Annotated in this window: 16 protein-coding genes and 1 pseudogene; 16 read left to right on the top strand and 1 reads right to left on the bottom strand. The window is 65.5% G+C overall.

All coding sequences use genetic code 11. The annotated features are described in order from the left end of the window. The 6 genes and pseudogenes from BMI01S_RS42610 to BMI01S_RS28055 form a co-directional block, all read left to right on the top strand. A pseudogene (locus BMI01S_RS42610) lies at positions 1-200 on the top strand (hypothetical protein); the annotation flags it as partial. 287 nt (positions 201-487) lie between these two features. Continuing rightward, on the top strand, positions 488-1,645 hold the full coding sequence (locus BMI01S_RS28075) for an HPP family protein (RefSeq protein ID WP_028211212.1): 1,158 nt from the start codon (positions 488-490) through the stop codon (positions 1,643-1,645). Between the two features lie 119 nt (positions 1,646-1,764). Further along, on the top strand, positions 1,765-2,178 hold the full coding sequence (locus BMI01S_RS28070) for a MarR family winged helix-turn-helix transcriptional regulator (protein WP_028230166.1): 414 nt from the start codon (positions 1,765-1,767) through the stop codon (positions 2,176-2,178). A gap of 6 nt (positions 2,179-2,184) precedes the next feature. After that, on the top strand, positions 2,185-3,987 hold the full coding sequence (locus tag BMI01S_RS28065) for a chloride channel protein (RefSeq protein ID WP_028230165.1): 1,803 nt from the start codon (positions 2,185-2,187) through the stop codon (positions 3,985-3,987). A gap of 493 nt (positions 3,988-4,480) precedes the next feature. Next, positions 4,481-5,647: a GGDEF domain-containing protein gene (locus BMI01S_RS28060; RefSeq protein ID WP_028230164.1), complete on the top strand. Its 1,167-nt coding sequence runs from the start codon at positions 4,481-4,483 to the stop codon at positions 5,645-5,647. A 164-nt stretch (positions 5,648-5,811) separates the two neighbouring features. Next, positions 5,812-6,831, top strand: coding sequence for an alcohol dehydrogenase (locus BMI01S_RS28055; protein ID WP_028230163.1), 1,020 nt, complete (start codon positions 5,812-5,814; stop codon positions 6,829-6,831). 29 nt (positions 6,832-6,860) lie between these two features. Here the strand turns inward: BMI01S_RS28055 and BMI01S_RS28050 are convergent, their stop codons facing one another. Next, the gene (locus tag BMI01S_RS28050) at positions 6,861-8,627 is read right to left on the bottom strand and encodes a SulP family inorganic anion transporter (protein ID WP_042291265.1); all 1,767 of its coding nucleotides are present in this window, start codon (positions 8,625-8,627) and stop codon (positions 6,861-6,863) included. 421 nt (positions 8,628-9,048) lie between these two features. Here BMI01S_RS28050 and BMI01S_RS28045 point away from each other — a divergent pair, with 421 nt between their 5' ends. From BMI01S_RS28045 to BMI01S_RS28000, 10 genes are all read left to right on the top strand, one after another. Further along, entirely contained in the window at positions 9,049-9,633 is a 585-nt protein-coding gene (locus tag BMI01S_RS28045) for an ANTAR domain-containing response regulator (RefSeq protein ID WP_028230162.1), read from the top strand. Between the two features lie 20 nt (positions 9,634-9,653). Further along, on the top strand, positions 9,654-10,778 hold the full coding sequence (locus BMI01S_RS28040) for a CmpA/NrtA family ABC transporter substrate-binding protein (protein ID WP_028230161.1): 1,125 nt from the start codon (positions 9,654-9,656) through the stop codon (positions 10,776-10,778). A 160-nt stretch (positions 10,779-10,938) separates the two neighbouring features. Next, the gene (locus BMI01S_RS28035; protein WP_028230160.1) at positions 10,939-11,973 is read left to right on the top strand and encodes a sulfonate ABC transporter substrate-binding protein; all 1,035 of its coding nucleotides are present in this window, start codon (positions 10,939-10,941) and stop codon (positions 11,971-11,973) included. Between the two features lie 646 nt (positions 11,974-12,619). Further along, positions 12,620-12,856 (top strand): hypothetical protein, encoded by a 237-nt coding sequence (locus BMI01S_RS41110; RefSeq protein WP_154671146.1) that lies wholly within the window; start codon positions 12,620-12,622, stop codon positions 12,854-12,856. Positions 12,857-12,891: 35 nt separating this feature from the next. After that, complete coding sequence (locus BMI01S_RS28025; RefSeq protein WP_028211204.1) at positions 12,892-15,210, top strand: sigma-54-dependent Fis family transcriptional regulator; 2,319 nt, start codon at positions 12,892-12,894, stop codon at positions 15,208-15,210. After that, positions 15,200-16,417 (top strand): S-methyl thiohydantoin desulfurase domain-containing protein, encoded by a 1,218-nt coding sequence (locus tag BMI01S_RS28020; protein WP_028230158.1) that lies wholly within the window; start codon positions 15,200-15,202, stop codon positions 16,415-16,417. The genes BMI01S_RS28025 and BMI01S_RS28020 overlap by 11 nt, the downstream gene beginning before the upstream one ends. Then, entirely contained in the window at positions 16,414-17,154 is a 741-nt protein-coding gene (locus BMI01S_RS28015) for an aspartate/glutamate racemase family protein (RefSeq protein WP_028211203.1), read from the top strand. The genes BMI01S_RS28020 and BMI01S_RS28015 overlap by 4 nt, the downstream gene beginning before the upstream one ends. Before the next feature lie 551 nt (positions 17,155-17,705). Further along, positions 17,706-18,020 (top strand): hypothetical protein, encoded by a 315-nt coding sequence (locus BMI01S_RS28010; RefSeq protein WP_028230157.1) that lies wholly within the window; start codon positions 17,706-17,708, stop codon positions 18,018-18,020. 384 nt (positions 18,021-18,404) lie between these two features. Continuing rightward, a complete protein-coding gene (locus BMI01S_RS28005) occupies positions 18,405-19,229 on the top strand; it encodes an alpha/beta fold hydrolase (protein ID WP_028230156.1) in 825 nt (274 codons plus the stop codon). A 555-nt stretch (positions 19,230-19,784) separates the two neighbouring features. Further along, positions 19,785-22,028, top strand: coding sequence for an NADP-dependent isocitrate dehydrogenase (locus BMI01S_RS28000; protein WP_028230155.1), 2,244 nt, complete (start codon positions 19,785-19,787; stop codon positions 22,026-22,028). Positions 22,029-22,046 lie beyond the last annotated feature (18 nt).

Genomic DNA, 22,046 nt, shown 5'->3' with positions numbered 1-22,046 from the left:
AGCCGCATGGCTCCCGCCCGCCGCCGGGCGGGCGCCCGCCGGCACACACCGCGCAGCACCGCCCGCCGCCCGCGCCGGGCCGCAAGGCAGACGCGAACGCAAACGCCAATGCGAATGCCGGCCATCACCACCACCCCGATAGCCATCCCAACGCGGCCCCTTCGCCGCGTTTCGCGGGGCAGCCCCCTCATGCTGGTTAGCGCGGGTTGACGCTGGCCAATATCGACTGGCCAGCGTTGACAAGCGTCGCCGACCGCTGCGGCGACGCTGCCATCCCGTACCCGTGCGCCGTCGCCCCGTCGACGGCCAGCGCAGCGTCCCCGAATATCGCGCCCCAGACGGCGTGCTCAACGTACTTCGCCGCGATGAAGAGCCGCGATATATATCACGTTGCGATATAATCGCGGCTCTTCGGGCGGCGCCGAGCCGTCCGTGAGACGCCCGCCAAGGGACGTTCCCGCTTCCGTTCTCATCTGCGCTCCCGATCGTGTCACGCTTCAAAGTCCTCCGCTGGCTCACCCGCTTCTCCCCCTCCAGGGCCACCGTCACGTGGCGCGAGCGCCTGCGCTCGGGCGGCGGCGCGCTGGTCGGCATCGCCCTCACCGGCGCGCTTGCCCACCGCTTGACGGGGGGCGATCCCGCCGTGCGCTACCTGATCGCCCCCATGGGCGCATCCGCCGTGCTGCTGTTTGGCGTGCCCGCCAGCCCGCTCGCGCAACCCTGGTCGATCATCGGCGGCAACCTCGTTTCCGCCACGGTGGGCGTGACCGCGGCAATGTGGATACACGACCCCGTGCCGGCCGCCGCCGTGGCCATTGCCGTGGCGATCGTCACGATGTTCACGCTGCGCTGCGTGCATCCGCCTTCGGGCGCGGTCGCGCTCACGGCCGTGCTGGGCGGCCCCGCCGTCCATGCGCTCGGCTATGAATTCGTGTTCGTGCCCGTGGCGCTGCAGTCGTTCCTGCTGCTTGGCGGCGCGCTCGTCTATCACGCCGCCACGGGGCATCGCTATCCCCACGCCGCCCGCCGTCCAAGGGCGCCCGGGCCCGCGCCCGCGCAAGCCGGTTTTACGCGCGGCGACCTCGAAGCGGTGCTGCGCGAGCGCGACGAAATGCTCGACATCGACACCGACGACCTGGAAACCATCCTGCACGACGCCGAGATTCGCGCGTACGCCCGCAGCTTCGGCGAATTGACCTGTGCAGACGTGATGTCGGCCAACGTGGTGAGCATCACGCCCTCGACGACCGTCGGCGAAGCGCGCTCGCTGCTCAAGCGCCACGATGTCAAAGCGCTGCCCGTCGTGGACGCACAACGTCACGTGAAAGGGATCGTGACCCGCGCCGACCTGGTCGACGACGGGCGCGAGCGCCATCCGCTGCGGCTGATGCTCTACGCGATCTCACGTGCGTTCCGGCCGCACGCCGAGGCAGGTGAGCACGTCGCCACGCTGATGACCACCCACGTGTTGACCGTCGCGAGCACGACGCCAATCGTGGAACTGGTGCGCATTTTCGCGGGTCGCGGGCACCATCACGTGCCGGTGGTCGACAGCGAGCGCCGGCTCGCCGGCATCATCACGCAGGCCGACTTGATCTCGGGACTCTATCAACAGGCGAAGACGCCGCAGCAAGCGCCCGCCTGACGGCTTCACGGCCGGATGCGCACGCGCGCACCCGGCCGCGAGCCTGCTATGACGCGTTTTTTCGGGGACAAATATCATGTCGTGATATATTAGGAGGTTCAAACGTTTATGGACTCCCGATGAAAAAAAGTGCGCGCGACCTCGAGAAGTCCGACTTCGAACAGCTCTCCGAGTTTCGCTATCAGATGCGGCGCTTCGAGCGCTTCTCGGAGCAGGCCGCGCAGGCCGAAGGCATCACGCCGCTGCAATACCTGCTGCTGCTGCACGTCAAGGGCTATCCAGGCCGCTCGTGGGCGACCATTGGCGAGCTGGCCGAACGCCTGCAGGCGCAGCATCACGGCGTGGTCGCACTCGTCACGCGCTGCGAGGCGATCGAGCTCGTCGAGCGCCGCGTGAGCGAACGCGACCGCCGCCAGGTGGAAGTGCATCTGCTCCCCGCCGGCGAGAAACTGCTCGCGCGCCTCGCCGCACTGCATCGCGCCGAATTGAAGTCGCTCGAGGGCGCATTCACCGTTCCGCGTATCGATCTATAAAAGACCATGCATTCCGACGATTCCCACAAGCGCGACTTCTCGGCGAACGCACGCCTGCCCGGCATCAGCGCGCTGGCCGCCGTGATCGGCGCACTGGCCACGCTCGCGGCGTTCGTGCTGCTGAGCCTGATCCACTGGTTCACGAACCTGTTCTTCTTTGGCCAGTTCTCGTTCGCCGATCGCTCGCCCGCGCTCAACACGCTGGGGCCCTGGGTCATCGTCGTACCCGTGATCGGCGGGCTGATCGTCGGCATGATGGCGCGCTTCGGCTCCGAGAAGATTCGCGGCCACGGCATTCCCGAAGCCATCGAGGCCATCCTCTTCGGCAAGAGCAGGATGTCACCGAAGGTGGCCATCCTCAAGCCGCTCTCGTCGGGCATCGTGATCGGCAGCGGCGGCCCGTTCGGCGCGGAAGGTCCGATCATCATGACGGGCGGCGCAATCGGATCGCTGCTTGCCCAGTGCGTGCGCGTGACGTCGGCGGAGCGCAAGACGCTGCTCGTGGCCGGCGCGGCGGCGGGCATGACAGCCGTGTTCGGCACGCCGGTCGCGGCCGTGCTGCTCGCCGTCGAACTGCTGCTGTTCGAATGGCGCCCGCGCAGCTTCCTGCCCGTGGCGCTCGCTTGCGCCGTGGCGGGTTTTGCGCGCTCGGCGTTCTTCGGCACCGCGCCGCTCTTCCCGATGCAGACCTTGCCGCCGCATGGCACCGCGCTATTTTCCTGCCTCGTTGCCGGGCTGCTTGCGGGCGCGCTCGCCACGGGGCTCTCCTCCGCGCTTTACAAGATCGAGGATCTGTTCGGCCGTCTGCCGCTGCACTGGTCGTGGTGGCCCGCCATCGGCGGGCTCGTGGTGGGCATCGGCGGATTCATCGAACCGCGTGCGCTCGGCGTGGGCTACGACGTGATCGGCGACCTGCTCCATCAGCACATCGTCTTGCAGGCCGCCATTGCGATTCTCGTGGTGAAAGCCGTGATATGGGTCGTCGCGCTCGGCTCGGGCACCTCGGGAGGCGTGCTCGCGCCGCTGCTCATGCTCGGCGCGGGGCTCGGCGTGGTGCTCTCCCACGTGTTGCCCGGCAGCGACCCGACGCTCTGGCCACTCGTGTGTATGGCGGCGACGCTCGGCGCCACGCTCGGCGCGCCGCTCACGGCCATCGTGTTCGCATTCGGCCTCACGCACGACACCAACTCGCTGCTGCCGCTCCTTGCGGCCACGCTCGTCGCGCACGGCTTCGCGGCGGTCGTCATGAAGCGCTCGATCATGACCGAGAAGATCGCGCGGCGCGGCTATCACATCTATCGCGAGTACGGCGTCGATCCGCTCGAACGCCATTACGTCGATGAAGTGATGACACGCAACGTCGACACCATCGACGCGAACGTCACCGTGCGCGAGGCGCTGGAGCGTTACTTCGGCGCGAACCAGCAACACCGCGCCTTTCCGGTGGTGCGCGACGGCGCGGTGCTCGGCATGGTGGATCGCGCGATGCTCGACGCCGTGCGTGCAAGCGCCGCGACGAGGGAACTCGATACACCGCTCGAGTCGTTGCTCGCGCAACGTTCCCCCGATATGGCGCTGCCCGAGGAGACCTGCCGCCAGATCGCCACGCGTCTCGCGATTCACGGGCTCGAGCGCCTGCCCGTGGTGGCCGGGAGCGAATCGCGGCGGCTCGTGGGCATCGTCTCGCGCAGCGACCTCGTCAAGCTGTCGCTCTCGCATTTCGAGGAAGAGCACAAAAGGGAACGCTTCCGCCGCATTCCGATGGGCAACAGCAGGCGCCGCTTCCCGCCGGTCCGCAAGGCGGGGTAACGAAGCCCACGAGGCGATGCCGGGCGCTCTGCCCGCTCGTTCATCGTGGCGCGCGCGCCGCAGGCCGCTGCGCTCGCGGCGCGCCTGCGGACTTGGCTGTTAGTTGCGACTCTCCGCCCGACTACCAGAGCGCGTAGCCCCCCGCCGCAACGCCCGTTGCGAGGAACGCGGTCACATCGCGTTTGTGCCGGACCGCGAGATTCTCCCGCACGATCAGCGCTACTTTTGTATCGAACCTGCTGCCGCCTTTTCGAGGCACGCATGATCCGCGAGACGAAGCAGCGTGGCCGGAACATTTGTGCCCGGCGGCGCATCTTTCCAGCGATGCCAATACCGGCGTTGATCTCCGCGTATTTTCCCGACACGCACATGCGATACGATAATCGCTCGCCGCCGCAGCGATATCGGCGACTTCATTCGATTTCGTTTTGCTTTCATGCGTCGAATGCCGTCTCGTTTATCCTGCTTTGTCTTTCTTTTCTACCCCGATCTCATGCTCAGCCCCCTCGCTCTGATAGGTATCGTGATCGTGTCTTGCCTGATGAGCGTCGCCATCCTGGGTTCGCTGATTCGGACCGCGGTGCCGGGCATAGGCCGCTGGTGCGCGGCCCACGCGCTGTTGGCCGCTGCGTCGTCGTGGGTGTTGATCGTCGGCGCGGCGCCGGGACAGTTCGTGATGGTCGGCGTCTCGCTCATCACGCTCACGGCGGTGCTGTTGCTCGTGCAGGGCACGCGTCAGTTTTTCGGCAAGGATGCCGCCCGCCACGAGGAGTCGGCCGCGTTCGTCGCCATCTTCGTGGCGCTGGTGTACTTCACGTGCGTGTCGCCGAACGTCGATGCGAGGGTCACGCTGGTATCCATCTGCCTCGCCTACGCGCGCATCGCGGTGGGTACGCTGGCTCTGCGTCACGCGCCGCGTGACGGTGCGCGCTATCCCTACCGGTTCGTGGCCGCGGCCGCGTATCTGGGCGCGCTATTTCACGTCACGCGAGCCGTCGCGGTGGCGTTCGGCCTGCCGCACACGACATTGCTGCAACCGTCGCCCTGGAACGTTCTGTTTCTCGGGCTGGCGATCGTCACGTTGCCGTGCATGTCGACCGGCATCGTGATGCTCGCGCACGATCGGCTCGCCCGGAGGATGGAACGCCTCGCGAATGTCGACGAGCTGACGGGCGTTCTCATGCGGCGTGCGTTCATGGCGACGGCGAACGTCTCGCTACGCGAAGCGCTGGCAAAGGGCAAGCCGCTGTCGATCGCCATTCTGGACATCGACAGGTTCAAAGCCGTCAACGACGGCTTTGGCCACGCGGTCGGCGATCGAATCCTTGCGCACGTCACATCGGTCGTGTCCGCGCGGCTGCGGCCGCGCGACATTTTCGGGCGTCTCGGCGGCGAGGAGTTCGCGATCGTGTTCGTCGACGCGTCAAAGGCCGAAGCTGCGCGGTTGACGAACGAACTGCGGCTTGCGATCGAACGATCGCCCAGCGAAGGTGTGCGCTGCACGTTTAGCGCCGGGATCGAGGGCCTCACGCCCGGTGACACGCTCGCGGGCGTCCTGGCGCGGGCCGACGCGGCGCTTTACATGGCAAAGGCGACGGGACGCAACCGGGTCGTGACGGCGCCGGAAGTCGACGCATGCGGCCTCGCGCAGCCAGGCTGAGCGGATCGGCATCGACAACGTCCAAACGCTAGCAAACGTCTCCCGCAACGCCCCCGGGCCTGCGCCGCGCAACACGAACGATGCGCATCGGCGTCCTACAATGTCGCGGTAGCAGCACGTCGCCACGGCAACACCGGCGGGAACCTCACTCCTGGGAGCAGACGATGGCAAAGATGCATGCAGTGCAGGTAGCAGAACCGGGCGCGCCGCTCGAACTGGTCGAGCGCGATATTCCGGAGCCGCCCGAGGGACACGTCCTCGTCAAGGTGCAGGCCTGCGGGATCTGCCATAGCGATTCGCTCACGAAGGAAGGCCAGTGGTCGGGCCTGCAGTTTCCGCGCGTGCCGGGCCACGAGATTGCGGGCGTCATCGAAAAGCTCGGCGCGCGCGTGGAAGAGTGGCAGGTCGGGCAGCGCATCGGCGTGGGCTGGCACGGCGGCCACTGCGGGCATTGCGAGCACTGCCGGCACGGCGATTTCGTGCTTTGCAAGAACGGGCAGATACCCGGCATCAGCTACGACGGCGGCTACGCCGACTACATGGTCGCGCCGCAAGAAGCGCTCGCGCGCATGCCCGGCGACCTCTCCGATGTCGACGCCGCGCCGCTCCTGTGCGCCGGCATCACCACGTTCAACGCACTGCGCCACAGCGGCGCGCGCGCGGGCGACGTCGTCGCGATCCTCGGCATTGGCGGCCTCGGCCATCTCGGCGTGCAGTACGCGCGGAAGATGGGCTTCGTCACGGTGGCCATCGCACGCGGGCAGGACAAGGCGCCGCTCGCGAAGCAGCTCGGCGCGCATCATTACATCGACAGCGCCGCGCAGAACGTCGCCGAAGCATTGCTCGCGCTGGGCGGGGCACGCGTGATCCTCGCCACGGCCACGAGCGGCAAGGCCATGAGCGCGGCGCTGGGCGGCCTTGGCCTCAACGGCAAGCTGATCATGGTTGGCGTGTCGGAGGAGCCCGTGGAAGTGCCGATCACGCAGTTCATCATGGGCCGCCACTCCGTGCAGGGCTGGCCTTCGGGCACCGCGGCCGACTCGCAGGAAACGCTCGCGTTCAGCGCGCTCTCAGGCGTGAAGCCGATGATCGAGGAATATCCGCTCTCGCGCGCAGCCGAGGCCTATGAGCGCATGATGAGCGGCAAGGCGCGCTTTCGCGTAGTGCTCAGGCCCGGCGCCTGACGCGGGGCCGGCCCCTCGCCGGCTTCGTGCTAGCGCCCGTCTTGCCTCCCGCCTTCGTCCTTCGCGAGGCCGGTTTCCTCGACATAGCGATCGACAGCACTGCTTACGGTGGGATCGAAACGATCGGCACCGATGAGCTCGAGCAGATCGAAGCGCTTGAGCTTGTCGCGCACCGGGTCCTTCATCTCCGCGAAGTGCAGCGCGATGCCGCGCTCGCTCAACGCCTGGGTCAGCTCGCGCAGCATGTCGGCCGAGGTGACGTCCACGCTCGTGACCGGCTCCGCCGCCACGACGACGCGCCGCACCGGCGTGGGCGACGCTTCCACCGCCTCCATCAGGCGCTCCTGAAACAGCTCGGCGTTCGCGAAGAACAACGGCGCGTCCCAGCGAAACAGCACGAGCCCCGGCACGCGCACGGCTTCCGGGTAGCGCTCGATGTCGTGATAGCCGCGCAGGCCCTCCACGCGGCCGAGCACGGCGAAATGGGGCCGCCAGCCATCCCAGAGAAATTCGATCACCGCGATCAGCACGGCCATGCCGATGCCGGGAATCGCGCCGAACACCGCAACGGCCGCGAAGCATCCGATCGACAGCCAGAACTCCCACTGCTGAATGCGGTAGATGCGCTTGAGATCCGCGATCTCGAACAGCCCGAGCGCGGCGGCAATGACCACGGCGGCGAGCGCACTGTTGGGCAGATAGCGCAGCAGATTGGGCGCGACCATGAGCAGCGCGGCCACCGCGAGCGCGCCCACCACGCCGGTCAGTTGCGTGCGGGCTCCGGCGGCTTCGGCGACGGGCGTGCGCGACGCGCTGCTGCTGATCGGAAAGCCCTGAAACAGGCCCGCCGCGAAGTTGGCGACGCCCAGACCCACCATCTCCTGATTGGGATCGACGCGCGCATGAAAGCGCGCCGCATAGGTGCGCGAAAGCACGCTCGTGTCGGCGAAGGCGATCAGCGCGACCGCCGCGCCGCCGAGAACGATCTTGACCAGGTCCGCGTCGGCCACCCAAGGCAGCGAAAGACCCGGCAAGCCCTGGGGAATCGTGCCCAGCACCTTCACGCCGAGGCGGTCGAGATGAAAAAGGCTCACCGAAAGCGTCGCCACGATCACCGCGATCAAAATGCCGGGCACTTTGTCGAAGCGCTTGAGCACGAGGATCAGCACGAGGCTCCCCGCACCCACGGCAAAGCTGTACCAGTTGGCTTCGCCGTGCAGAACGGCTTGGCCCAGGTTCAACAAGTCCCGTATCGGCCCCGCTTCGCCGATGGAGATCGCGAAGAGCTTCGGCAACTGGCTGACGAGCACCGTCAGCGCGATGCCATTCATGTAGCCGTATCGAATGGGCTTGGAGAGCAGTTCCGTGATGAAGCCGAGGCGCAGCAGTCCCATGACGACGCAGACGACGCCGGATACCAGCGCCATCATGCTCGCCACGCCGATGGCGCGCGCCGGGTCGCCTCCCGCGACCTGCACCACCACGGCGAGTATGGGCGCCGCCAGCGCGGAGTCGGGGCCGAGCACGAGAATGCGGCTGGGCCCGAACACGGCATAGGCGAGCAGCGGAACGATGGTGGCATAGAGGCCGTAGACGCCAGGCACCCCGGACGCCGCCGCATAGGCGATGCCGACCGGCACGAGCATCGTGGTGAGTACGAGCCCCGCGGCCAGATCGTTGAAGAGCCAGGCGCTCTGGTAGGTCTTGAGCAATGTGACGCCCGGCAGCCAACGCAGCCATGACCGGTTTGCGTTTGCACTTGCGGGCTGTCCATGTGAGGAGACAGGTCTTTCCATTTCCATGGGCCGGTTAGTTGTCGTGGGAATGCTGGCGCTGGGATCCTGGAGCCGACAGGCGTGCGAAAGAAAGCATAGTTGAAATGTGCTCGTCACAATAGTGAAACCACCGTGTGCCAGGCAAACCCACGGCGGGAGCGGCCTGAAGCGCTCCGCGGCGCTTTCGATCCGCGCATTCTCGTCCATCGCCCGCGAGCGCTGCGCCAAGTGGGTGCGCCGCGGCAGCCCGAGCACTGCTGCGGTGCACTCAGCCTTGCCCGACGCGTTTTCGCGCGTCGGGCTTAAACGCCCTTCCCGCAAGGCTTTTCAACCGATCCGTGCGATGGCGCATTCCTTGCTTACACCTCATGCGCGCCCAGCGATGGCGCGCCATGCACCGATCAACCGTCGAAGACTCCATGCCGACGATCACGACATCCCCATGCTGCGCGTACTGCTCGTAACCGACACCGACAAGCCTATCGGCGACCTGCGCGACGCGCTCGCCACGCTCGGCTACGACATGCTCGCCGAGCCCGCGACACCGCAAGCGCTGCATCGCGTCGTCGAGCGCGAGCGGCCCGACGTCATCATCATCGATACCGAGTCGCCCTCGCGCGACACGCTCGAACAGCTCGCGGTGATGAACGCGACCGCGCCGCGCCCGGTGCTGATGTTCAGCCACGACGCCAATCAGCAGCTCATTCGCTCGGCCGTGAATGCCGGCGTGACCGCGTACCTCGTGGAAGGGCTCGCGAGCGAGCGCCTGGCTCCTATCCTCGAAGTCGCGCTCGCGCGCTTCGCGCAGGAGGCGCAACTGCGCGAGCGCCTCACCCAGGCCGAGAACGAACTGGCCGAGCGCAAGCTGATCGACCGCGCAAAGCGCATTTTGATGGAGCAGCAGAAGCTGACCGAGCCCGCCGCCTATGCGGCGCTGCGCAAGCGCGCGATGAACCAGAGCGCGAAACTCGCCGAGGTCGCCCGCCAGATCGTCGCGGGCACGCAAGCGCCGGAACGAAACGATTGAGCAGGAACGATGCGCCGCCCATGAACGCCACCACCCTCCCTCTCGCCGCGCCCGAGAAGACCCATTTGAAGATCGGCTTCGTGCCGCTGGCCGACGCCGCGCCGCTCGTCGCCGCGAAGCTGCTCGAATTCGGCCACGCGCACGGGCTCACGCTCGAACTCTCGCGCCAGCCCTCATGGGCGGCGCTGCGCGACAAGCTGCTGTCCGGCGAGCTCGACGCCGCGCATTCGCTCTACGGGCTCGTGTATGGCGTGCAGCTCGGCCTTGGCGGCCCGCAAACCGATATGGCCGTGCTCATGGTGCTCAACCGCAACGGCCAGGCGATCTCGCTCTCCAACCGTCTCGCGAACGCGCTCGCCGAACACGGCACGCTGCCGCGCGCGCTCGCGACGCTGGATCGCAAGCCCGTCTTCGCGCAGACCTTTCCGACCGGCACGCACGCGATGTGGCTGTATTACTGGCTCGCTTCGCAAGGCGTGCATCCGTTGCACGATATCGAGAGCGTGGTGATTCCGCCGCCGCAGATGGTGGCCGCGCTCGCGGAAGACCGCCTCGACGGCCTGTGCGTGGGCGAGCCGTGGCCGGGACTCGCCGAACAGCGCGGTGTGGGGCGCACCGTCATCGCGAGCGGCGGGATCTGGCCGGACCATCCGGAGAAGGTGCTCGCGTGCCGGCGGGACTTCGTGGCACGCTATCCGAGCACGGCGCGCGCGCTCGTGCGCACGATGCTGGAGGCGTGCCGCTGGCTCGACGGCGAAGGCAATCGCCGCGAGATCGCGCAGTGGCTCGCCCGGCCCGAGATGCTGGGGGTGGATGCCGCGCTGATCGCAGCGCGGCTCGAAGCGGATGCCGCGGCTCCCGCGCCGGGAATGAAATTCTTCGAGGAAGGCCGCGTGAACGCCCCATGCGAATCGGAAGGCGTGTGGTTTCTTACGCAGTTCGAACGATGGGGCATGCTTGCGCGGCGCGCCGATTATCGCGAGATTGCGCGCGGGTTGAATCAGACCGCGCTGTATCGCGAGGCGGCTGCGGGAATGGGGGTTGCCGTGCCGCACGAGGTCGTCACAGCGCCGTTCGTCGACGCTCGCGTGTGGGACGGCGAAGACCCGGTCGCTTATGTCGAGGGGTTCCCGATCCGGGCCTGAGCGCCGCTGCTTATCCCGAGCGGGTCGGTGAGCCTCGCGCGCCGCAGATAAGCATTTGACAATATCTTGGTTGTGCCGTTGCTGAAACAGATTAAGGTGGAAGGCACATCGCCGCGCATGGCGGCACTTCAACCTGAACTTTTCAACGGGCAACAGCACGATGTCGAACGACGATCACGGGAATCACGACAGCCACTCGGCGAACGGCACACGCCGCAAATTGTTGAAACTCGCCGCAGGTGCCGCGACGACCGCCGCGCTGCGCGGCGCGACCGGGCTCGCAGGCGCTGCCGCGATGACGCTTCGAAGCGGCGCCGCACGCGCGGAAGATGGCAAGGTCCTGCGCATCGGCTTCCAGAAATACGGTAACTTCGTTGTCCTGAAGGCACGACGCACGCTGGAGAAGCGGCTCGCGCCGCTTGGCTTCACCGTGCTATGGCTCGAGTTTCCTGGCGGGCCGCAATTGCTTGAAGGGCTCGCTGCCGGCGCGGTGGACGTCGGCACCGTCGGCGAGACGCCACCCATTTTCGCGCAGGCGGGCGGCGTGGATTTCGTCTACATCGCCAGCGAGCCGCCCGCACCGCAGGGCGAGGCCATCGTCGTTCATCAGGATTCGCCGATCCGCACACCCGCCGACCTGCGCGGCAAGCGCGTGGCGCTCAACAAAGGCTCGAACGTGCACTATCTGCTCGTCAAGGCGTTGCAGAAGGCGAACCTCAGGTACGAAGACATTCAGCCCGTTTATCTCGCTCCCGCCGACGCGCGCGCCGCGTTCACGAGCGGGAGCGTGGACGCCTGGGTGATCTGGGATCCGTACCTCGCGGCGATCGAACGCCAGGCGAACGCGCGCTCGATCGCGAATGGCGAAAATCTCGTGCGCAACACGCAGTTTTATATTGCGAATCGCAGCTTCGCAAACGTGCACGCCCCCATCGTTCATGCGGTCGTCGAGGAAGTCAGCGCCGTGGACGGGTGGGCGCGCGACAACATTCCGGCTGTCGCGGCCCAGTTGTCGCCGCTCGTCGGCCTCGACGCATCGACGCTCGAAGTCGCCCTCAAACGCACCGGCTACGGCGTGCAGCCCATCGATGCCGCTACGCTCGCCTACCAGCAGCAGATTGCCGATACGTTCTCCGATCTCAAACTGATACCAAAGAAACTCGTAGTCGCCGACGCGCGTTGGCAAGCGACCTGAGGCACGCCCTCCTCACTCTACGCAGCAACTCATCCATCCACCCCAACGCCGCCTCTCACGCCGATTGCGCTCCCGCAGCGCATCGGCCAATTCGGGCGCAACGCAGCCGCACTGCGCGCTTTCCGCCAATGCAGGGATCGGAACGCCCCACTCGTCGGCGCGCGTAAATCGCTTCTCGCTAGCGCAAGAACTTCAAAACCGCATTCATGGCACCGGTCCTCGCACTGGGTGCAAAGACTGCGTTGCATCCTCAACGATCTCAACGACGGGATCGAAGGCGCCATCGACGTTTTCGTGAAGGTCGGCGATCCTCTCGCCGGCTTGCGTTCGCATACGCGCCAGCATTTCGCTTCCGGATCGGCTCATGAGAGAATTGCGCGAGCGGCGCAAGGGAATTCGCGAAAATGCAAATTGCATGGTGGATGATTTCAGGTATTGCTTACGCTTTCCTTTCCCTTTTGTCTGAGTATTTCGCCGTAAAATAGACGACTGAAAATCAAAACGCCCACATTCAACGAGACCAAAGCTTCAGCGAAAGAATGTGAATACCCGTTTTATGTAGTTTTGCACGCCCGTCACGCGTCGTTTGCTGCCGCAAATGAGCGAGCGGGCACCGTGCCGCGGCCCCAGAAAAATGACAACGCTCATGCAATTCGACCTGGGGTTTCGCCAGGTTTCAGCAGCCCCAGTCAGAATGCTTCGCTTGCGGTCATTTGAATACATCTGGACCGTCTGTCGCACTGTTCGATATTTTGAAACGTCATATTGGCAGCATGGCTGGAATGCGCTTGCGGGCATCGCCAAAGCCGGCAATTGGGAGAATGCGCAAGGCTTTGGATCGACTTTCCCTGTCCAACCGGAGTTTCTGGTCGATTCTCACTGAACATCACGCGCGGTCTATCTGGAGCCCACCTGGCAATGAGTTCTTCCCCCGTCGTTCCATTCACCCGAGACAAGACGGACTACGACGCGTTTATTGGTGAAGCGCCGGCGTTTCGCCAACTGGTCCGCATGATCGATCGTGTCGCTCCCACCGATCATGCCATGCTGGTCATCGGGCCGACAGGATCGGGCAAGGAACTGGTTGCGCGCCGCGTGCACACGCGCAGTCCGCGCCACGATCAGGCATTCGTCGACGTCAATTGCGGCGCCATTCCGGAGCATCTCGTCGAAGCCGAGCTGTTCGGCCACGTGAAGGGCGCGTTCACCGGGGCTGGCGAAAGCCGTCCGGGACTTTTCCAGCAGGTCGGCAAGGGCACGTTGTTGCTCGACGAAATCGGCGAACTGCCGCTCGCGCTTCAACCCAAGCTCCTGCGCGTACTCGAAACGCGCACGTTCCGTCCGGTGGGTTCCTCGTCGAGTCTGCGCTTCGAAGGGCGCGTGGTCGCCGCGACTCACCGGGACCTGCGCGAGCGCGCGCACCAGGGGCTGTTCCGCGAGGACCTCTTCTACCGGCTCGCCGTCTTGGTGCTGGCCGTACCCGGGCTCGACCAGCGCGTCGAGGACATCCCCGCGCTGGTCGCGCATTTCGCCTCGCAGCACGCGCGCCGCATCGAGTTCTCGCCCGGCGCCATCCGGCGCCTCAGCCGGCATACGTGGCCGGGGCATATCCGGCAGTTGCGCAACCTGATCAGCCAGTTGAGCGTGCTCTCGGAAGGCACCCTGATCGACGTGGACACGCTCGAGCCGTTTCTCGTCAACGAGACGGCCGGTTCCGTGTCGCGCGCGAATCTCGCGGACATGCTGCTGCAACTCGAAGGACGCGACAAACTCGCCGCCGCCGAAGACCTCCTGATCGACCGCGCGCTCGAGCGCAGCGCCGGCAACAAGAGCGCGGCCGCCGCATTGCTCGGCGTGGGCCGCAAGACGATCGAACGCCGCCTGAAATCTCGCGAGGAACACCATCGCGAAGCGCATAAATGCCTTGAAAACGCGAGTGCGCTGATCGAAGGCTCGCGCTTCGCCGAGGCGATTCCGCCGTTGCGCCGCTGCATCGACGTGCTCCAGACGAGCCGTGAGCAGGATACGGTGCGCCGCCTGCTGTTCGACGCCTACCGGCTGCTCGGCATGAGCCTGCGCAGCGTGCACGGCTGGCTGTACGCGGAGGCCACCGCCTGCTACGCGGCCGCGCTCGCCATCGGGGAAGGCGTCTGCCAGCCGGCCGAAATCGCGGCGATCCACTTCGGCATCTGGACGACCCAGTTGACGACGCTCCAGCTCAAACAGGCCCGCGCGACCGCTCAGGAAATGCTCCAGCGCGCCCAGAGCAGCGGCGAGAGGGTCTCGCTCGACGAAGCTCACTTCGCGATGACCAACACGCTTTTCTGGCTGGGAGACAGCGAGGAAGCGCTCGCCTGCCTCGCGCGCGGCAATCTGCTCGACGTGGCCCGCAATGACGTGCGCACCGGCACGCAGGGCATCGATCTCGCGAGCCTCGCCTTGACCTTCGAAGGACTCTGCGCCTATCAGATCGGCGCATTCGCGCAGGCCCGACGCGCGATGGAAATGCTGATCCTGCGCGCGTCGGAGCCGGGCGCGCACGCATTGGCGCATGCCGTCAACCTCCAGGGCGCCGCGTGGCTCGCCTGTCTGTTCGAAGACCGGGAGCGGCTCGGGCCGCTCGCGAGCGAACTCGAATCGGTGTCGATCACCAACGGCTTCGCGTTCTACCGGGGCGTCGGCCAGATCTTGCGCGGCGCTCACCTGAGCGCACTGGGCCAGGCGGACGAAGCCGAAGCCGTCATGCTCGACGGCTACGACAATCACATGCTCCGCAACGGCGGCGCGCTGTTCTACTCCTTCAAGACCTGGCAGCATGGCGAACTGCTGCTACGCGCTGGCCGCGCGCGGCAATGCGAGGCGATCCTCGCCGCCGCCGTCGACGAAACCCTCGCCCGCCAGGAACGTGTCTATCTCGGCGAGCTGCTCGTCACACGGGCGCGCGCGCAGCGGGCCCTCGGCGACCTGACGGCCGCGGAGCAGGGGCTGCGCACCGCGCTCTCCACCTCGCTCGCTTTCGGTTCGGTACCCGCGCGCGTCGATGCTGCGCGTTATCTCGCCGAGCTGTTCCGCTCTACCGGCCGCCACGCCGAAGCGATCGACACGCTAGAACGCGCGCTGCGCGGACTCGCGCCCGATTCCACCACCCGCATTGCCGACGCAGTCGTATTGCTCGCCGAACTCCGGCGCGATGTTTCCCTCGACCCTCACAACAAAGGAATCGCAGATGGCCTATGAATTAAGTCGGGAAGATCTGGAACCCCTGCTGCTCGGGGCCGCGTTCTTCGGCAGCGGAGGCGGTGGGACGATCGAATCCGCGCGTCACCTCGCCAAACATTTCGTCGCGGGCGACTATTACCCCACTGACAAGGTCAAGGTCGTGTCGGTGGAGGAAGCCACCGAAGGCGCGGCAGTCATGGTCGCGTATCTCGGCGCGCCGGAAGCGATCAACAAGACGTCCTTTCCGGTGGGCCCGGTAGCCGCCGTGCAGAACGTGCAGACCCGGCTCGCATCGCAGGCCACGAAACTCGCCTATGTGATGCCGCCCGAAAGCGGCGCCCTCGGCTTCACGGTTGCGGCGCTCGTGGCGGCAAAGCTTGGTCTCGCGGTGATCGACGCCGACGGTGCGGGCAGGGCCGTGCCGTCACTGCCGATGCTCACGTTCGCCGCGGCGGAAATCGACCCGCGCCCGGCCCTGCTCGTAAGCCAGGGCGGCCTGTGCGTCGAACTCGACGTCACGCCGCGCGAGGGGAACCACGGCGGTCCGTCGCATCAGCGCGACGTCTCCGCAGTCGTCGAGCAGATGATGCGCCCGATCGTGGCCGATCCCGAGTTCGGCCAGTTCGGCGGCCTCGCGATGTGGGTCATGACACCGGCCGACATCGATCGCGCCACCCCCGTGCGCGGGACACTCAAACGCGCACTGGAACTCGGCCGCGCCGTGCGCGCCGGGCGCATCCGCAGCGCTTCGCAGATGATCGGCTATCTCGCCGAGCACTGCGGCATCGCCGCGCGAGCGATCTCCGAGCCTGGCGAGCTGGTTTCGGCGGCGGGGAAAACGGGCGGCGGCTTCGATGGCGGCCAGGTCTGCATTCGCAGCGCGGCGCACACCTACACGGTGATCTACGAGAACGAATCGTTGATCGCGTGGGACAGCGCGCAAGCGCAACCGATCGTGCTGGCACCGGACAGCGTGGCGTACTTCGTCGACGGCGAAGGCCAGTCGATCTTCAGCAACGGCGATCTCGTTCTGGACAACGGGTCGTTGAATCCCGCGATCGGCAAGCGCCCCGTCACGCTGATCGCATGGCGCGCCGAGCCGGCACTGCGCCAACCCGGCCTGATACTCGACAGTTTCATGGCACTGTTGAATTCGCTCGGCTATCTCGGCCCCTATGTGCCGCTCGAAGTGCTCCAATCCATTCGTCATGGGGGTGCTGCGTGAATTCGCCGATTCGTATCTGTGTGCTCGTACCGGTCGCCACATCGCAGTACAACGAACGCATCATGAAAGCCGTCGCGCCGGTGGTGCCGGCGGACGTGCACGTCGAAATCCGCAACATCGCTTCGGGACATCCCGACATCGAGAACCGTACCAACTGGTTGCAGAACGGCATGCCCGTGGTCGAACTCGCGCAGGCCATCGAGAAGGACGGCTTCGACGGCATCTGGCTGACCGACTTCGACATGTGCGGCGTCGAGGCGGCGCGGGAGGTGATCGACATTCCCATCATCGGCGGCTTCCCGGCTTCGGCGTTCGCTGCGCTGATGCTGAGCCAGCGCTTCTCGATCGTCACGATCCTGCAAAGCACGGTCGCGATGCAGCGCGCCCATCCTCAAACCTACGGCATCGCGGACACGTTCACGTCGATCCGCGCCATCGACTGTCCCGTGGCGCAACTCGACAATGTCGACGTGGTAGTCATGCGCACGTTCGAGGCCGCCCTGAAAGCGATCAAGGAAGACGGCGCGCAGTCGATCCTGCTCGGCTGCACGGGCTTCGTGGATGTCGCCAGTCGGGTCTCGGCACTGCTCGGAGACGAACTGGGTGTGTACGTACCGGTGATCGATCCCAATCAGGCCGGTTTCAGCTTCCTGGTGTCGCTCGTGCGTATGCAGGTCCGCGCGAGCCGCCTGACCTACAGCAAGGTCAGCCTGCAGTCCTCGCCTCTCGCCTCGTAACCGGCATCCCCGCCGGCAAGATCCGCCGCAGGCACTGCCGGCGGATCTCTTCCCCTTTCGCCGGCTCTCGACCTTTCGTTGCGGCCTGTCGCTGAAATGGCCGGAATCGACGCATCGGCGGCGTCCACATCGCCGATTGGACGTTTTCGTCCAAACCCTGTCCTTACCCCGGACGAAATCGTCCTTATGGCGCGCAGCAAGCGTCGCCGTGCCCGCGTCATACCGTCCGCGGCGGCTTGGCACGGTCGTTGCTAGACGATTGCGCACTGCGAGAACCTCAGATGCGGCCCGCGCTGCCGTGGCGGCTCGGCGGCCACGCGAGCGTCGTAAATCCGCGCATCGCACCGGCTTCGCATGATCAGTAATCCAAATTAATCAGAAGAATAAGCGATGACTTTTCCAGATTTCGAGAGGGCCGAGGTATTCGAGAGCCAGCAGTCACTATGTGCCGACTGCTGGCGATCGATTTGCCTCGAAAACGAACCGGCACACATGCGTGACACCGAAAGGGTGAAGAGCCTCCGCGGCGCACACGCTAAAAAGGCGAGACCATGAGCGTCGATATTGAAAAGAACGCTGGCGCACGTGTGAAGTCCCCGCATCACAATGCGGAGCGCGGATCCAGGCGCCCGCACGCGAAGACATCGGCGCAGGGAGAAAGCCCCTATACGATCAAGAGTATCGACGGCGCGATCGCGCACCTCGAAGTCGCGATCACCGTCGATGACGACATGGCGGTATTCGGTCGGCGCTACTGGATCGACCGTGTGCAGCAGATTGCCTTGACGCCGGGCATCCTGCAGTCCCAAGTCCATCGCCTGAATCATTTGCTGGGCCAGCTGGCCGATGAAAGGCCTGGCACGTAGTGACCGGCCTCCTCGCGCAGCGCATTCGAATCGTACGCCGCGCTCGCGCAAGGCTTGCGATGCACACGGATACACGTACCTGTGCGCGCGATTCAGCCGTAGGCCCAATGGGTGCGGCACCGACGATGCGGCGCTGCACGCCATCGTTGGCGCAATCGGCGGGCACTGCACGGCGCACGCTGCGTGCACACCCCCGCATCACAGCGCAAGCATTGTCTCTATACTGACCCGCGTGTCTTACCTGCCTCTTTTCGCGACGCGCAGGCCCCGGCACGTTCCACCCGCATTTCCCTCCCTGGACGCCGTGCAAACGGCCGCGCGCATGCGCCGGCGCGTCGGCGTCTGTCCGCTTCGTGATTCTGCAGTCCGGAACTGGAGATTTTGATGAGCACCTTCACCACCCGCGATGGCACGTCGATCTACTACAAGGATTGGGGCAGCGGCCGACCCGTCGTTTTCTCGCATGGCTGGCCGCTTAGCGCCGATGCCTGGGATGCCCAAATGCTCTTTCTCGCGCAGAAGGGCTTTCGCACGATCGCGCACGACCGCCGCGGCCACGGCCGCTCGGAACAGCCGGCGCGAGGCAACGACATGGACACCTGGGCCGATGACCTCGCCGGACTGCTCGACAAGCTCGACGTAACGGACGCCACGCTCGTCGGTCACTCCACGGGCGGCGGCGAAGTCGCGCGCTATATCGGCCGGCACGGCACGAAACGCGTCTCGGGCGCGGTGCTGATCGGCGCGGTCCCGCCCATCATGATCAAGAGCGAGAAGAACCCGGGCGGCTTGCCCAAGGACGTGTTCGACGGCATCCGCAAGGGCGTGATCGAAGACCGCTCGCAGTTCTTCAAGGATCTCGCCGTGCCGTTCTACGGCTTCAACCGCAGCGGCGCGAAGGTTTCGCAAGGCACCATCGATGCGTTCTGGTTGCAGGGCATGTGGGGCGGCATCCTCGCGCTTCATGACTGCGTGCACGAGTTCTCCGAGGTGGACTACACGGAAGACCTCAAGAAGATCGACGTGCCCACGCTCATCCTGCACGGCGACGACGACCAGATCGTGCCGATCGACGACGCGGGCAAGCTCTCCGCGAAGATCGTCAAGGACGCGACGCTCAAGATCTATCCGGGCGGCCCGCACGGCATGTGCACGACGATGGCCGACCAGGTCAACGCCGACCTGCTCGAGTTCCTGAACCGCAAGTAACGCGGCTGATTGCCTGCCGCCGGCGTGCCGCCCTCAGGCGAGCACGCCGGACCTGCTCACGCGCCGCGCGAACCGAAAGGCGATCGTAATCGGATATCGGCGGCCCGGCTTCCGCACGGGCACCCCGCCCACCCTGCCAATACCCCACTAATTGACCCGGGAAAGCCGCTCGCGCATGACCGCTGTCGGGACGAAATTCTTATATAAGACTCCCGGAATCATCCCGCTTTTCATAAGGGTGTTTACTAACTTGACAAACAGTCGATGCATCAAATTGCAAAGCATCCTCGCTGCGGCAAAATTGCGCAACACATCCCGCAAAGCCTTGTAAACCGGGCCTCCGAGGCGAAAACGTTTTCAGCGCGCGGCCGCCCGATCAAGGCAAACGAGCGGATTGGCTCGTCAATTAACATCGCGCAACAGCTTTCCACGATATGAAATACCTGCATGGTTGGGCCCCGGGACGACTCAAAATCAGGCAAAATCCAAGGTGTTTCGCCGACTGCGCGCAGCCGGTGGTGTCATCACCCCGTTTCAGAACCCGCCAAGAAGCCGATGAGTACCCAGCAACCCACCATCATCTATACCCTGACCGATGAAGCGCCGCTGCTTGCCACCAGCGCGTTTCTGCCGATCATCCGCACCTTCGCTGCGCCGGCCGGCGTGAACGTCGAGACCAGCGATATTTCCGTGGCGGGCCGCATCCTCGGCGAATTCCCCGAATTCCTGACCGAAGAACAACGCGTGCCGGACAATCTGGCCGAACTCGGCCGTCTCACGCAGTTGCCGGAAACGAACATCATCAAGCTGCCGAACATCAGCGCATCGGTGCCGCAGCTCGTCGCCGCGATCAAGGAACTGCAGGGCAAGGGCTATAAAGTCCCCGATTTCCCCGAAGATCCGAAGACCGACGAAGAAAAGGCCATCCAGAAGCGCTATTCGAAGTGCCTCGGTTCCGCAGTGAACCCGGTGCTGCGCGAAGGCAACTCGGACCGCCGCGCGCCGCTCGCGGTCAAGAACTACGCGAAGAAGCACCCGCACAGCATGGGCGAGTGGAGCATGGCTTCGCGCACCCACGTCGCGCATATGAAGCACGGCGACTTCTATCACGGTGAAAAGTCGATCACGCTCGACCGTGCGCGCGAAGTGCGCATGGAACTCGTGACGAAGAGCGGCGAAACCATCGTCCTCAAGCCGAAGGTTTCCCTGCAGGCCGGCGAGATCGTCGACAGCATGTTCATGAGCAAGAAGGCGCTGCTGGCCTTCTACGAAGAGCAGATGGAAGACGCGCGCAAGACCGGCATCATGCTCTCGCTGCACGTGAAGGCGACCATGATGAAGGTCTCGCACCCCATCGTGTTCGGCCACGCCGTGCGCGTGTTCTACAAGGACGCGTTCGCCAAGCACGCGAAGCTGTTCGAGGAACTCGGCGTGAACGTCAATAACGGCCTCGTCGATCTCTACACGAAGATCGAGAAGCTGCCGGAATCGCAGCGCGAAGAAGTCATCCGCGACATGCACGCGTGCCACGAGCACCGTCCGGCGCTCGCCATGGTCGACTCGGCCAAGGGCATCTCGAACCTGCACGCGCCGAACGACGTGATCGTCGACGCTTCGATGCCGGCCATGATCCGCGCAGGCGGCAAGATGTGGGGCGCCGACGGCCGTCCGGCCGACACGAAGTGCCTGATTCCGGAAAGCACGTTCGCGCGCATCTACCAGGAAATCATCAACTTCTGCAAGACCAACGGCGCATTCGATCCGCGCACGATGGGCACGGTGCCGAACGTCGGCCTGATGGCGCAGAAGGCCGAAGAGTACGGCTCGCACGACAAGACCTACGAGATCACGCAGGACGGCACGGCGCGCATCGTCGACAACGCCACGGGCGAAGTGCTCGAAGGGCTCACACAGCAAGTCGAGCAAGGCGACATCTGGCGCATGTGCCTCGTGAAGGACGAGCCGATCCGCGACTGGGTCAAGCTCGCCGTCACGCGCGCGCGCAACTCGGGCACGCCGGCCGTGTTCTGGCTCGACCCGTACCGTCCGCACGAAAACGAGCTGATCAAGAAGGTCGAAACCTACCTCAAGGATTACGACCTGACCGGCCTCGACATCCAGATCATGTCGCAGGTGCGCGCGATGCGTTACACGCTCGAGCGCGTGATCCGCGGCCTCGACACGATCTCGGTCACGGGCAACATCCTGCGCGATTACCTGACCGACCTGTTCCCGATCATGGAGCTGGGCACGAGCGCGAAGATGCTCTCGATCGTTCCGCTGATGGCCGGCGGCGGCATGTACGAAACGGGCGCGGGCGGTTCGGCGCCGAAGCACGTGCAGCAGCTGGTTCAGGAAAACCACCTGCGCTGGGACTCGCTCGGCGAATTCCTCGCGCTGGCCGTCTCGCTCGAAGACCTCGGCATCAAGACGAACAACGCGAAGGCCAAGCTGCTCGCGAAGACGCTCGACGCCGCCACGGGCAAGCTGCTCGACAACGCCAAGGGGCCGTCGCCGAAGACCGGCGAGCTGGACAACCGCGGCAGCCAGTTCTACCTCGCGATGTACTGGGCAGAGGAACTGGCCGCGCAGAAGGAAGATGCGGAACTCGCCGCTCACTTCGCGCCGCTCGCGAAGGCGCTGAGCGAAAACGAGAAGACGATCATCGCGGAACTGTCGGAAGTGCAGGGCAAGCCGGCCGATATCGGCGGCTACTACAAGCCCGACTTCGCGAAGCTCGGTGAAGTCATGCGCCCGAGCAAGACGTTCAACGCCGCGATCGAAGCCGCGGCGAAGTAATTGCCGGAACCTTCCCCC

The sequence above is a fragment of the Paraburkholderia mimosarum LMG 23256 = NBRC 106338 genome, assembly GCF_000739815.1.
Taxonomy (GTDB): Bacteria; Pseudomonadota; Gammaproteobacteria; order Burkholderiales; family Burkholderiaceae; genus Paraburkholderia; species Paraburkholderia mimosarum.
This window is presented reverse-complemented; position numbering and strand designations above follow the sequence as displayed.